This window comes from Ferrimonas balearica (genome assembly GCF_019802055.1).
Taxonomy (GTDB): Bacteria; Pseudomonadota; Gammaproteobacteria; order Enterobacterales; family Shewanellaceae; genus Ferrimonas; species Ferrimonas balearica_A.
Genome location: NZ_JAHVHW010000007.1, coordinates 1,523,469 through 1,536,097 on the forward strand (window position 1 = coordinate 1,523,469; position 12,629 = coordinate 1,536,097).

General features: G+C 58.3%; 15 protein-coding genes and 1 pseudogene. 7 read left to right on the top strand and 9 right to left on the bottom strand.

Translation table 11 applies throughout. The features are described from left to right. Positions 1-84 precede the first annotated feature (84 nt). Positions 85-303 (top strand): annotated as a pseudogene (locus KUV52_RS14595) (GIY-YIG nuclease family protein); the annotation flags it as partial. Positions 304-325: 22 nt separating this feature from the next. Here KUV52_RS14595 and KUV52_RS18915 read toward each other — a convergent pair. From KUV52_RS18915 to KUV52_RS14615, 5 genes are all read right to left on the bottom strand, one after another. Further along, entirely contained in the window at positions 326-838 is a 513-nt protein-coding gene (locus KUV52_RS18915; RefSeq protein WP_261389990.1) for a GNAT family N-acetyltransferase, read from the bottom strand. A gap of 70 nt (positions 839-908) precedes the next feature. Further along, a complete protein-coding gene (locus tag KUV52_RS14600; protein ID WP_222526653.1) occupies positions 909-1,088 on the bottom strand; it encodes a hypothetical protein in 180 nt (59 codons plus the stop codon). 9 nt (positions 1,089-1,097) lie between these two features. Then, positions 1,098-2,030: a lauroyl-Kdo(2)-lipid IV(A) myristoyltransferase gene (gene lpxM, locus KUV52_RS14605; RefSeq protein WP_222526654.1), complete on the bottom strand. Its 933-nt coding sequence runs from the start codon at positions 2,028-2,030 to the stop codon at positions 1,098-1,100. Positions 2,031-2,163: 133 nt separating this feature from the next. Continuing rightward, positions 2,164-3,135 (bottom strand): lauroyl-Kdo(2)-lipid IV(A) myristoyltransferase, encoded by a 972-nt coding sequence (gene lpxM, locus KUV52_RS14610; protein WP_222526655.1) that lies wholly within the window; start codon positions 3,133-3,135, stop codon positions 2,164-2,166. Positions 3,136-3,249: 114 nt separating this feature from the next. Further along, positions 3,250-3,672, bottom strand: coding sequence for an OsmC family protein (locus tag KUV52_RS14615; RefSeq protein ID WP_222526656.1), 423 nt, complete (start codon positions 3,670-3,672; stop codon positions 3,250-3,252). A gap of 137 nt (positions 3,673-3,809) precedes the next feature. Here KUV52_RS14615 and KUV52_RS14620 point away from each other — a divergent pair, with 137 nt between their 5' ends. The 3 genes from KUV52_RS14620 to KUV52_RS14630 all read left to right on the top strand — a co-directional run bounded on the left by KUV52_RS14620 (position 3,810) and on the right by KUV52_RS14630 (position 5,570). Then, positions 3,810-4,235 (top strand): nucleotide triphosphate diphosphatase NUDT15, encoded by a 426-nt coding sequence (locus KUV52_RS14620; protein WP_222526657.1) that lies wholly within the window; start codon positions 3,810-3,812, stop codon positions 4,233-4,235. 98 nt (positions 4,236-4,333) lie between these two features. After that, the gene (locus KUV52_RS14625; protein WP_222526658.1) at positions 4,334-5,140 is read left to right on the top strand and encodes an alpha/beta fold hydrolase; all 807 of its coding nucleotides are present in this window, start codon (positions 4,334-4,336) and stop codon (positions 5,138-5,140) included. 88 nt (positions 5,141-5,228) lie between these two features. Continuing rightward, complete coding sequence (locus tag KUV52_RS14630) at positions 5,229-5,570, top strand: GFA family protein (protein ID WP_222526659.1); 342 nt, start codon at positions 5,229-5,231, stop codon at positions 5,568-5,570. Between the two features lie 9 nt (positions 5,571-5,579). On the opposite strand, the gene KUV52_RS14635 is transcribed toward KUV52_RS14630, so the two are convergent. From KUV52_RS14635 to KUV52_RS14650, 4 genes are all read right to left on the bottom strand, one after another. After that, on the bottom strand, positions 5,580-6,293 hold the full coding sequence (locus tag KUV52_RS14635) for a M15 family metallopeptidase (protein ID WP_315900133.1): 714 nt from the start codon (positions 6,291-6,293) through the stop codon (positions 5,580-5,582). A gap of 14 nt (positions 6,294-6,307) precedes the next feature. Continuing rightward, the gene (locus tag KUV52_RS14640) at positions 6,308-6,802 is read right to left on the bottom strand and encodes a GNAT family N-acetyltransferase (protein WP_222526661.1); all 495 of its coding nucleotides are present in this window, start codon (positions 6,800-6,802) and stop codon (positions 6,308-6,310) included. Between the two features lie 64 nt (positions 6,803-6,866). Beyond that, positions 6,867-7,397, bottom strand: coding sequence for a hypothetical protein (locus tag KUV52_RS14645; RefSeq protein WP_222526662.1), 531 nt, complete (start codon positions 7,395-7,397; stop codon positions 6,867-6,869). 11 nt (positions 7,398-7,408) lie between these two features. Next, positions 7,409-8,239: a class D sortase gene (locus KUV52_RS14650; protein WP_222526663.1), complete on the bottom strand. Its 831-nt coding sequence runs from the start codon at positions 8,237-8,239 to the stop codon at positions 7,409-7,411. Between the two features lie 242 nt (positions 8,240-8,481). On the opposite strand from KUV52_RS14650, the gene KUV52_RS14655 reads away from it, so the two are divergent. From KUV52_RS14655 to KUV52_RS14665, 3 genes are all read left to right on the top strand, one after another. Continuing rightward, positions 8,482-8,949: an NlpC/P60 family protein gene (locus KUV52_RS14655; protein ID WP_222526664.1), complete on the top strand. Its 468-nt coding sequence runs from the start codon at positions 8,482-8,484 to the stop codon at positions 8,947-8,949. Positions 8,950-8,967: 18 nt separating this feature from the next. Continuing rightward, positions 8,968-9,441, top strand: a complete 474-nt coding sequence (locus KUV52_RS14660) for a Mut7-C RNAse domain-containing protein (protein WP_222526665.1) — start codon at positions 8,968-8,970, stop codon at positions 9,439-9,441. Between the two features lie 203 nt (positions 9,442-9,644). Then, positions 9,645-12,434 (top strand): TonB-dependent receptor plug domain-containing protein, encoded by a 2,790-nt coding sequence (locus KUV52_RS14665; RefSeq protein ID WP_222526666.1) that lies wholly within the window; start codon positions 9,645-9,647, stop codon positions 12,432-12,434. Positions 12,435-12,629 lie beyond the last annotated feature (195 nt).

The window sequence follows — 12,629 nt, forward strand, 5'->3', positions numbered from 1 at the left end:
AAAAAAGGGAAAAGTTCTTTCATTTTCCGCGCTTTGTGTTGCGATCGCTGACTGGTAGACTGGCGCCTTCGAAAAAGGTTCCCCATGTCTGACTGGTATTTGTATCTCATCCGCACAAATGCGGGCCATCTCTACACCGGCATCACCACCGACGTTTCCCGCCGCTTCAGCGAACACCTGGCGGGCGCGCCCAAAGGCGCAAGAGCACTTCGCGGCAAAGGGCCGCTGACCCTGGTATACCAGACGCTCGTGGGTGATCGCAGCACAGCGCTGAAACTGGAATACCGGGTAAAACAGATGAGTAAAGCCCAGAAAGAGGCGTTGGTTACCCTTCAGCAGCCTCTGTGTCCCGATCACGCAGATACACCACCGCATCCCGAAACGCCTCGTTCCAGGGCACCGCTTGCGGCAGACGATAACCATAGCGAAAGCGGTGGCGCTCAAGCAGAGTGATGGAGCGCTGGTTATCCGGCAGACACAGGGCCACCAAACGCTCAAATCCCCACTGCCGTTCTGCCTGCTGACACAACCAGGACAGCCCCCGACTGGCCAATCCCCTGCCCTCACCGCGCTGAAGCATCATAAACCCGACTTCTGCGGTGGCCTGCTCCATTGGCAGTCGCCGCAACCCAACGATGCCCAGAGCGCCCTGTTGATCTTCCATCACCCAGCAACCCCAGTGATCCGCCTCCGGGCTCCAGGGCTTCAACCGTTCGGTCATCAAACGCTCAATCTGGCTGTCGGTTAGGGCGGGGCCAATCCTGGCCATCCGTTCGGAGTCGCCATACAGGCCACGAATCAGTTCGCGATCCTGGCTGGCAATGGGTCTGGGGGTCATGAGCAATGAGGGTCGTTAAGTTTGCAGATAGCAGGCGGCCAATCAGCGCCAGAGATCAAATTTCGTGGAGTCAGGCCGTGCGTCGAATGATCAAAACCACTTTGGCACCCGCACTGAGCAAAAAGCCCAGTGCCAGCAGACAGGCAACGGTCACCATGCCGGAAACCTGCTGGGTCAAATCGGTCCAGAGCAGCAATCCGCCCCCCAGCGCCATCATCAGAATGCCTGCCCAAAATACAACGGTGATCATTGACCTCTCCTAGTAGAGCCTTGCCTCGCCATCGGGGCGGGTTTTCAGCACCTTCAAAAACCACATGTACTGACCTCGATGACGGTTAATCAAGCGCTCCATCTGTTCGTTCAGTATCCGGGCTTCAGTCGGCTTGTCCACCCGTTCCAGCGCCAGCGGAGCATCGATACTGACCTGAATATGTCCCCCTTCCAGCCCAACGGTCAGGGGCAACACCACCGCTTCGGCGCAGTGCGCGACTCGGCTGATGACCGGCAGCGTTGCTTTCTGAGTGGCGAAGAAGGGGGCGAATTCACTCTTGTCGGCACCATGATCCTGGTCCGGCAGATAGAAGAAGCTGTAACCCTGCTTAAGTTCACGAATGACCGCAGGCAGGCCCGCATTGCGGTGAAACAGCTTGCCACCAAAGCGCGCACGTTGACGGCAGGAGAGCCAATTGAACACCGGGTTTCTGTGGTGCTTCACCATCCCCAGCATCGGCAGACCGGCCATCGACAGGCCGACGCCGGCGTACTCGATGCCAAACATATGAGGCACCAGAAACACCACCGGCTTGCCCTGCTCCTGAGCGGCACGGACATGCTCCATACCGGCGATGCGGATCTTGTCCTGCAGATACGCCTGGCTGCGAACCGCCAGGGTGCCCATCCCCATGCCCACCATTAGAAAGGTGTAGCAAAGCTCATTGATCAGGCCATCCCGCTCCTTTTGAGGCATATCCGGGTAACAGGCCTTCAGGTTCGCCGTGGCGATCCGGACCGGTTTCTTCAGGATGGGGCGAAACAGGGGAACCATACAGATAGCCACATAGTGGCGAACGCGAAGAGGAATAAAAGCCAGTATCGAGAGTGCAGCAATGGTGATCCAGGCTCCCCAGCAGCGGGGGTGAAGCATGGTTGGGCAGAAATCGACGTGGTAACAGCGACGGGCATCCGTGGTCATAGCAGTCCTGTCCTTAGGGTTTTTCGTTTTGGTTTTTCCTAAAGGTGCGACTTACCTTAACTCAAACTGAATTCACTGGACAGAGTAAAAAAAAACGCCCGCATTTTGCGGGCGTTTTTTGAACTTGATCGCGTCAGCGCTGTTGCTGCTCATACAGACGATAGGGGTCTGTCTCTCCCTCAGGCCGGCTTTTAAGCAGCTTGAGGTTCCACATGTACTGCTCCGGACAGGGGGTCAGCAGCGCTTCGATCTCCTCGTTCATGCGGCGGGCATCGTAGCCACGGTCACCGGAGGGCAGATCCCACAGCGGCGGACGGATGTGACCCTCATAGTATCCCGTCTGTGGGTCATAGGTTGCCAGCATCGGCACCACCACAGCGCCGGTACTCTCAGTCATGCGGCCAAGGCCCGGCAGCGTCGCCTTGTGGGTGGCAAAGAACGGCACGTATTCGCTCTTGTCCATGCCGTGATCCTGGTCCGGCAAATAATAGGCGCTGTGGCCATCGCGAATGGCATTGAGAAACTGCTTAATGCCATCCTTGCGCGCAAACAACTTACCGCCATAACGAGCACGGAGCCGGCACATCAGCCAATCCACCAGCGGGTTCTTGTCCGGGTTCATCATGGTGGTCATCGGGTAACCCCGTTTGGCCAGCAGCAGACCCGGGAACTCAATCGCCCAGCTGTGGGGGACCATCAAAATCACCGGCTTGCCCGCTTCCAGCAGCGGGATCAGATGCTCCTCGCCAATCAGACGAACACGCTTCTCCAGAAAATCCGGGCTGCGAACCAGCAAACAGGAGTAGGACAGCAGCACCTGGGCTGCACGCTGAAACATGGCTTGGATAACCTGCTCCCGCTTGGCGTCATCCCAATCGGGAAAGCACAAACGCAGGTTTACCTGGGCGTTGCGATAACCGCGCTTGGTCAACTTCGGGCCGAGCGAACCGATAGCCGCCGCCAGTCGGTCGCGTATCCGAAAAGGCACAAAAGCCAGCGCCGCGGCGAGGCCGACCGCCAGCCAGATCCCCCAGTAACCGGGGGCCAGAAATTTCCACTGGAATTGGGGTCGGTGCTGAGTTTCAGCCGAACTGTGCTGAGTCACAATATATTCAACTCCCGCTAACGAAGGGCGCCGAGATCCACAACTAAATATTGCTAAAATCAAAGCAAAACGGCGCCTTAGAGGCGCCGTAGTCTAGCGAGTCAAACGCGAAGTTCAAGCGCTGTGGGTAACCACTGTCGGGTGCAGCAGATTGTGATGCACCGGGCAACGATGGCAAACCTTGTCAAAAAACGCCTGTTTCTGTTCATCGGACAGGTCCGCGTCGATGCGTGCCGTGGCGTCGATGCTCTTGAAGCCGATCGGATCGTCAGTGGGTTTTCCGGCCAGGCCTGCCGGGTTCAGAATGCCGGTCACATCAATGTCGATGCCGCGCAGTTCGATACCCTCTTCACGAGCCACCATCTTAGCAATGGCCGACAGACAGCCCGCCAAAGAGAAGAGGAAAGTTTCCAGCGGGTTTGCGCCTTCGTCAGACGCGGTGGGCTGGTCGATCACCAGGTGGTGTCCGCGCACATCGGCGGTCACCTTCCAGCCAGAGGTCATGGAAGTGGTGATCTTGTACTGCTTGTCGGCCATGAATAAGCTCCTTGCATTAGTTTTCGCTGATATTCTTTCGCGACCACCCGATAAAGGCAAGTGATCCATCCCACCATTTTGACATCTTTCCGCCCCTGCGCCATGCTGCATCGCCCCAAGTGATAAGAGAAATAACGATGAACCAGCCTCGCGTGGGAATCGGCATTATTGTCCTCAGAGCCGACGGCAAGATACTGATCGGAAAACGCCAGGGCGCACACGCCCCCTACTGGTCCATCCCCGGTGGCCACCTGGAGTTGGGCGAGACCTTCGAAAGTGCCGCCATTCGTGAGATTGAGGAGGAAACCGGACTCACCATCCAGGATCCTCAGGTGATCGCCATCACCAATAACCTCCGCACCTTTCGGGAAGAGGGGAAGCACTATGTCTCTGTGTGCCTGCTGGCACACCACGACGGTGAGGAACCGGTCAACCGGGAGCCGGACAAATGTGAAGGGTGGGTCTGGGTCGAGCCGACTGCCCTGCCCCAACCCCATTTCGATGCCAGTGAACAATCGGTTGCCTGCTTTCTCGCCGAACGCCCCTATCTTGGCGCAAGCTGAACAGAAGTTGTCAGATCCGGAAAAGCCTTTACTCTGCTGAGGGTCGGCATGCTACTCTGCCGCCGCATTGAACACTTTTTATCTTGGGGAACTCTGTCTTGAGCCAGGCTCTGCTGCATCACAAAATCTACCGTCACCCACAGCCCAAAGACTGGGTGGTGATGGTTCATGGCGCCGGTGGCAGTTCCAATATCTGGTTTCGCCAGCTCAAGGCCTATCGTGCCCAGTTCAACGTGTTGCTCCTGGACCTCCGTGGCCACGGTGCCAGTAAAGAGATCGTCAAGCACCTGATTGAGGGTAAGTACTGCTTCCGCTCCGTTACCCGGGATGTGGTTCAGCTGCTGGACCACCTGCGTATCCGCCGGGCTCACTTTGTGGGCATCTCACTGGGCACCATTGTGATCCGCACCCTGGCTGAACTGGAGCCGCAACGGGTCAAGACCATGGTGCTGGGCGGTGCCGTGACCCGTCTTAACCGCTTCTCCCAACTTCTGGTCAACGTGGGCAACGCCCTGAAAAATGTGGTGCCCTACATGTGGCTCTACCGTCTGTTTGCCTGGATCATCATGCCCAAGAAGGCGCAGGCCCCCTCCCGTAACCTGTTTATCCGGGAAGCCCATCGTCTGTGTCAGAAGGAGTTCAAGCGCTGGTTCCGCCTCGCCGCTGAGGTGAATCCGCTGATGCGCTACTTCAAGGAGAAGGAGTTGAGTATCCCGACCCTCTATATCATGGGCGATAACGACCACATGTTTTTGAAGCCGGTTAAGGAGATGGCCAAAGCCCATCGCCACGCCGACCTGGCGGTGATAGAAGATTGCGGCCACGTCTGCAATGTGGAAAAGGCCGACGACTTCAACACGCTCTCCCTTAACTTCCTTCAGCAACACAGCCAGCGTGCCGCCTGACGGCACGCCCTCCCGACAGCGCTAATCAGCGCGCACAAACTGAATAAACCGGGTAAGGTGGCGTTAATCCGTCGTCAGGAATAACGCCATGGAACTGACCTGCCACTGCGGCAATATCCGCCTGACCGCCAGCAAAGTGCCCGCCGAACTGGCCAGTTGCAACTGCTCCATCTGCCGCCGTTACGCCGCCCTGTGGGCATACTATCCGCCGTCTGAGGTTCAGGTTGAGAGCCTGGAGCAGCCCCCGGTCAGCTATATCTGGGGCGACAAAGAGGTGGCATTTGAGCATTGCGGCGTGTGTGGCTGCATCACCCACTACCGCACCCTACCCAACTGCGACAGTGAGATTCTGGCTATCAATATGAGGTTGGCCGAAAACGAATTGGTGCAGAGCCTGCCCCGACGCGCCATTGATGGGGCCAGTTACTGAGGCGGCGGTTCAATACAGGGGCAAATCCCAGTAATCGTTCGGATAGGGCTCGTTATTAAGGGTGAAGTGCCACCACTCCTTGTCGTAGTTGCTGAACCCCTCACTCTCCATCAACAACAGCAGCAGTAACCGATTGCGCCGCGCCTCGGCGCTCAGTTCGCTATGGGCGGTGTGAGATACCGGGTCAAAGCAGTCATAGCCGCTGCCCATGGGCAGTGAAGGATGGGGGCCGGATTCCTGATGGCTAAATCGGCAATCGCCGTCCGCCCCCAACGCCTTGCTGCCTTGCTCTGCATTCAGGGATATCAGGGTAAGATCCACCGTACTGCCGCGACTGTGCCCGGATCGTGCGGCGATATAGCCCAACTCGAACAATTGGCTCTTTGCAATGTCCGGGTAGTAACGGGCCTTCATGCGGGTATCGGCAGGGTCGTCAGCCCAGCGCACAAAGTGGTCCACCGCACGCTGAGGCCGGTAACAGTCATACACCTTCAGGCCCAGGCCGTACTCTGACGCTTTACGTTGCACCCGACTTAATGCTTCCACGGCGGCAGGGGTCAACAGGCATTGCGCCTGTTCGTAGCCGATCACCACCTGCCCGATAAAGTTGTCACGGCCTGCATAGCGCAGCTCCTGAACGATGTCCGGTGCTGCCGCTTGCAGTGGCACCAGATCCGGCGACGGGTTCTCTGCCCCCGCCGTCAAAGGCCAAAGCAGTGCCACTCCAATTGGGCACCTCAACGGGCTTCTCCCAGCTTCTGGGCAAACCAGCGATCGCAGGCGCTGTGGCCACTGTCGCCCCATGGGGCATCAAGGGGCACAAAGCCATTGGCCAGATAGAGTTTCTGCGCCGAATCCATCGGCCCGAAGGTTTCCAGGTAGCAGTGCTCGAAGCCCAGTTCTTGTGCTTTGCTTAAGAGGGCTTGCATCAACGCGTGCCCCACCCCCTTACCACGCGCCTCAGGCGCAAGGTACATCTTCTGCAGCTCACACACCCCTTGCAGGTGACAGGAGAAGGGGGCAATGCCGGCGCCACCCACCAACTGGCCGTCCAGCAGAGCCACCAGATATTGGTGATCGGGTTGCGCATAGACCTGACTCAGGCGATCCAACTCGGGATCGGCCCAGGCAAAGCCAGGACGGTTGGCGCCAAATTCGGTGAGTGCGGCGCGGATAATGGCAGCGAGATCCGCGTCATCGCAGGATTGGATGGGTCGAAGCAACAGGGGCACAGCAACAGTCTCGTCGTTCGTAAAAAACCAAAACTAACATGGTGTTGCCGCCCCTGTCAGGACGTTATCGGCGACGCAGTCGCATCACCATGGCGACAGCGAACAGCCAGGACCCCAATGCGCCTATCAGGTACCAGGGCGACGCGGTATCCGGCAGATAGGTTACTTCAGCCACCACCACCTCTTCGATGATCTCCACCGGCTCGTCGCTGGTAGCATGGACAATCTCAAAGCGATCGTGGGGGATGTAGAGTGTCATCTCGTAACCACGGGGGAGTCGATCCAGGTCCACTTGATCATTCAGTTTCACATCCCGGTTGAACTTAACGGTCACTGCCTCCTTGGTGCCATCGTTCTCGTGGACATCCAGCGTAATGCTGTGATTGGGATGCGCCCGGACAAAGTCGGCTTTAATCTCAACCCGCTCCTCACCATCGCGCATCACCACCGCCTGACAGGCCTTGGCAATTTCGGGGTACTTGGCCAACACATCCGAGTGCCACTGTACTTCGCTGCAGTCAGTGGCCTGAGCCAGGCTACTGAACATCGCCAGCAGCATCGCTGGCACACTCCACAACCACTTACTTCTGCTCATCATCACGACTCCTAATGAGGACCCGGTATCTCTGTCCGGGTCGCTTTTACGACGTAGCGCTGAGGTGCACTACCCAAAAAATAGAAGGGGTAACAGGTGATCAGGGTGAGTTCGGCTTCCGCTTCGGGTTCCAGCACCCAGACATCTTGCGGTTCAACAATCAGATGACGCTGCACCTCAAAGCGGTGGCGTTGGCCCTGTGCATCGGTGACCCACAGAGGATCGCCCGCTTTCAGTTCCCCCAGTCGACGAAAGAATCCATCACGATGGCCCGCCAGTGCCAGATTGCCGCTGCCATCCAGTGCGCTGCCATTGTCGACCCAGCCGACGCCCTTGTTCAGTTGCCGCTCCATCACGCCGTTAAATACCGGCACGACAAGGTCAATGGCGGGAATCGCCAGCATGGCTACCGGCACATCGTAAGAGGCCGCTGCACGCTGGTAGCTTGCTCGACGGCTCTCAGACCAACGGCTGGCCTCCGGTCGCACCGGTGCCGAATCAGCGTCCAGCGTGGCGATGGGTTGCTCCAGATAAAGGGGTTCGGGTTCCGATTGGGGCAAGGTCTGTGTTGGGGTGTCGAGCGGCGCTGTGTCTGTCTGCACAGATGACGGCAGTTCCGGCGCTAAAGCGGGCTCCGGAGCTGAGGGAAAACCATCAGGCGGGGCCGTCGGTTCGCTGGGCGAGAGTAGCTGAACCCCGGTGTCCGGAATGGTTGGGACATTTTGTTCAAACTGCGCCATCGCCTGCTGATAGCCCCAGTGCGCGTGCCAACGGGACAGAGCAAAAATACTCAGCAGTAACAGCCCCAGCCAAAAGCTGATTTTCTCAACCCAAAGCCACATCCGAACCCCGCTTCCTACTTCAAAATGGAGACCACTGAAGTGCTACAAATTTCGGTAGTTCAAGGTGTAGTACAGGTTAAGCCGGAGCACCAAAATGTTACGCCAACATCCGGATAATCGCAGTTTGAGTAATGCGCTTGCGATACCCCTGAAAAAGGTCAGCTTACTCCCGATGCCCTGCTACAAGGCCCGGAAATTTCAGCGTAAACTGTGCCCCAACTCCTCCCGATACTGCGGTAGCCGTGCGTTTCTGTCTTGTTTCCATTCTTCTGCTACTGTCCGGCTGCGCGCAATCACCCGCCCCCGTCGAGCCAGCAACCCGCAATCAGCACGAAGCTGGGGCGGGCGTTCAGCACCTGCTCAAGCAGCAATACGCCGCCTGGGCAGGCGTGCCCTATCGTTTTGGGGGAGAAAATAAACGGGGAGTCGACTGTTCCGCTCTGGTACAGCTCACCTATCGGGACCAGTTTAAGGTCACCCTGCCCCGCTCCACCGACGCTCAGGCAACCGTGGGCGTTTCCGTCGGGCGGGATGCCGTTCGGCCCGGTGATCTGGTGTTTTTCAAAACGGGCACCCGAACCCGCCACGTTGGCATGATGGTGGATGAGATGCGCTTCCTGCACGCCTCCACCAGTCGGGGCGTGATGCTTTCCCGGCTCGACAATCCCTACTGGGCCAGACACTACTGGCAAGCACGCCGGGTGATGTAAGCCGCTACACTGTGGGGCATGAACGCCGCCAATCCCCGTTTCCTGACCGACGCCATGCTGATACGTCTGGCGCGCTGGCTGCGTGCTCTGGGTTACGACACGCTGGACTGTCCCGGCGCCAACGACGCCCAACTGGTTGCCCGCGCCAATGACCAGCAACGATGGCTCCTCACGCGGGATCGGGCCCTGCTCAGTGAGTTACGCCCGGCCACGGCCCTCTACATCGTCAGCCAGCAACCACTGGAGCAGTTGGGTCAGGTGCTGAGCCATTTTCAACTGACACCCACTCACATTCCCTTCAGCCGTTGCATGCTGTGCAACCGTCCATTGGTCCTGCTCTCTCCTGACGTTTCCCTCCCCACCTACGCCAGTCACCGTACCAACGAGCTCTGCAAACGCTGCCCCGCCTGCAACCGGGTCTACTGGTTTGGTGCCCACGCAAACCGAATGACTCAGACTCTGAATCGGGCTGGGCTGTTGCCACCGGGTTGATTTCCTCTCCCCCTCCCACGCCAGAGCGAAACGGTTACGGAGAGCCGATTCCTGTTCAAGCCTCATTGCCCTTTTTCCCATTCCACTCCCCCAACACAGGTTAATGGAATGTTGCGATCTGAATAATAAATACTGTATACAATATGCTTCCGGTTAAGGATGTATCGGAAAAACAATAAAAATTCAGATCGAAGGAAGATGGCATGTTCAAACCAACCCCTGTCGCACGGATGCTGCTGTTGGCGCTCGCCTCAGCCCCGATGGCATTCGCCGAAGAACAGGATCAGAAACAGGTCGAGCAGGAACCGCTCGAGCGAATTGAGGTAACCGGCACCCGAATCAAACGCACCGATATGGAAACGGTGTCCCCGGTTTATGTTCTTAACTCAGAGGATCTCAAAGCCCAGGGCTTTGCCAATGTGTACGACGCACTGGACGCCATGAGCCAGAACACCGGCACCTTTATCGGTGAAGAGAACACCAACAACTTCAACGCCAATGCTCAGTCACTGAACCTGCGTGGCTTCGGCCCGGGTTACACCCTGGTGCTGCTGGATGGCCGCCGGATGCCGGTCCTGCCGAAACCGGCAGGTGCAGTTGCCGGCAACGTGGTTAACCTGGCCACCATCCCCACCGCTGCCGTTGAGCGTATCGAAGTGCTGACCGGTGGCGCCTCCGCCATCTATGGCTCTGATGCGGTGGCCGGGGTGGTCAACATCATCACCAAGAAAGGGGTGGACTACACCGAAGCGAACTACCGCTATGGCGACACCAAAGATGGCGGTGGCCGCTCCAACAAGTTCAGCCTGGTTTCCGGCAGCAACTGGGACAACACCAACCTGACCTTCGGTGTCGAAGTGGACCTGCGTGATCCGATCTACGGCGATGACCGGGATTGGTTCGACGAACCCACCGACTCGCCCGATCCGCAACAACACTCCCTCAGCCAGGTGATGTCCTACTGGGACCGCTATAACCCGCACGCCTGGATGCTGAAAGACCTCAGCGGCGAGTGTGAAGCCCAGGGTTATGAATCGGTACAGCCGGGCTGGCTGTCCGAAGAGTACGAAGCCGATCCGAATCCCTACTACTGCGGCGACAATGTGTTTGGTGAGTACACCATCCGCAATGGCCGCGACAACTACTCCGGCTTTTTGAACCTTCAGCACCAGTTGAATGACGACACCGAATTCTTCGTCAGCGCCATGGGCTTCTACGGCACTGCCGATGCGGGCCTCTACCGCTACGGCTACAGCGTGGACTATGACGTTTACGACGACATCAGCACCTTTGAAGGCTTCCAGGGCAGTCGTCACGTCTACCGTCAGTTCCGCAGCTGGGAAACTCCCACCAGCAACCAGACCTTCGATGAGTACACCGGTCTGCTGGATATCGGGATCCGTGGCACCCTGGCCGACGAATACGATTACACCCTGGCGGTTTCCGGTGGTTACTACGATTACCAGGACGAAGTGGTGCGCTTTAACGATCAGGCGATGCTGACCCTGATGTTCGGTGAAAAGGGCGTGGATTGGGACCAGCCCTGGGAAGGCGCCCGCTGGGTGGTGGTCAACTCGGATCAGGTTGACAGCGATCTCCGACTCACCGATTTTGACCTGTTCGGTGACCTCTCCCCCGAGATGTTCAACGACGTCGTGCAATCCTCCTTTGGCGAAGGCAAATCCTGGAACTTCACCGTTTCCGCCGATATGTCCGGTGATATCGCTACCCTGCCCGCCGGTCCGCTGCAGTTCGCCGTGGTCACCGAGTTCCAGCGCGAAGGCTACGAGTTCATCACGGACGCGGCCACCGTCAACGGTGATATCTATGGTTGGAGCGGCATCAGCGGCAAGGGCGATCGCGGCCACTACGCCATCGGCGCCGAATTCCTGATCCCGGTGATGGACAACAACTTCGGTAAGATGGAGCTTCAGGCTGCGGGTCGTTACGACTACTACGATGACGACTCCTCCGTAGATGGCGCCTTCACCTATGGTACCGGCCTGACCTACCGTCCCATCGAGCAGTTTATGCTGCGCGGTAACTACGCCACCTCGTTCCGCGCCCCGGATCTGCATTACCTCTATGCCGATCGCAGCTCCTCCTACTCCACCGCCTCCGACTACTACAGCTGCCGTCAGGATGGCGTAGCCTGGGACGACTGCAGCCAGCAGTACACCGTCTACCCGCGCCAGTACGCGGAAGGCAATATGAACCTGGAGGAAGAGACCGGCTACAGCGCCCAGATTGGCTTTGTGGCGGACATCACCGAGGGGCTCTCTCTGGTGGTGGACTACTACAAGATCAAGCTGGAGAACCAGGTGGGCATCCTCGGTTCCGACACCATCCTGCGCTATGAAGCGGAGTGCCGCACCGGAGAGGACCGTTACGGTAATCCGGTAGACATCAACTCCGCCAAGTGTCAGGAGATGATCAGTCGCGTTACCCGCAGTGGCGGTGGCGGCGGTGCGGCCAACACCCCCACCGAAGTGGTGGCCTCCGCGTTCAATACCGGCCTGCGCGAGCAAACCGGCATCGACGCCAGCCTGGATTACCTGCTGAAAACCTCAGTGGGTGACTTCAGCGCCAAACTGGCCTGGACTCACATCCTCTCCACCAAAGAGGCTTACCTGCCGGAGGATGACGTGGAGGAGGTGCGCAACGCCCAGTGGAACAACGAGTTCCGCACCCAGACCAATCTGACGCTCCAGTGGAGTCACGAGCAGGCCTGGGTCGCCACCCACATCTACCGCAAAGGCACCTCTCCGGTGGCTTCCGCAGACGAGTATGAGCGTTACGATGCGTGGACCACGGTGAACCTCAGTGGCGGTTACGACTTTAATGACAATCTCTACCTGCAGGCGGCCATCACCAACCTGCTGGATGAGAAGCCGCCTCAGGCGGAGTCTGACCGTTACTGGCCCTACGCGGACATCAGTAAGTACAGCGCCGTCGGCATGGAGTACTTCCTGACCGTGGGTTACCGCTTCTAAACCCGCAGTAAATATCCACCTGCATAGCAGGTGGCTTTGATTAGCCCCCTTTAAGGGGGCTTTTTGTTTTCGGGGATGCCACAGCCATGTGACTGTAGAGGCACCATTCCCCCCTTTGCCGGGAGCGGCCCGGCGGCCGCCAGAAGGGCTATCGCCCCTCTGGACTCCCCTTTGCCTCCGGCGCGGCGAATGCCC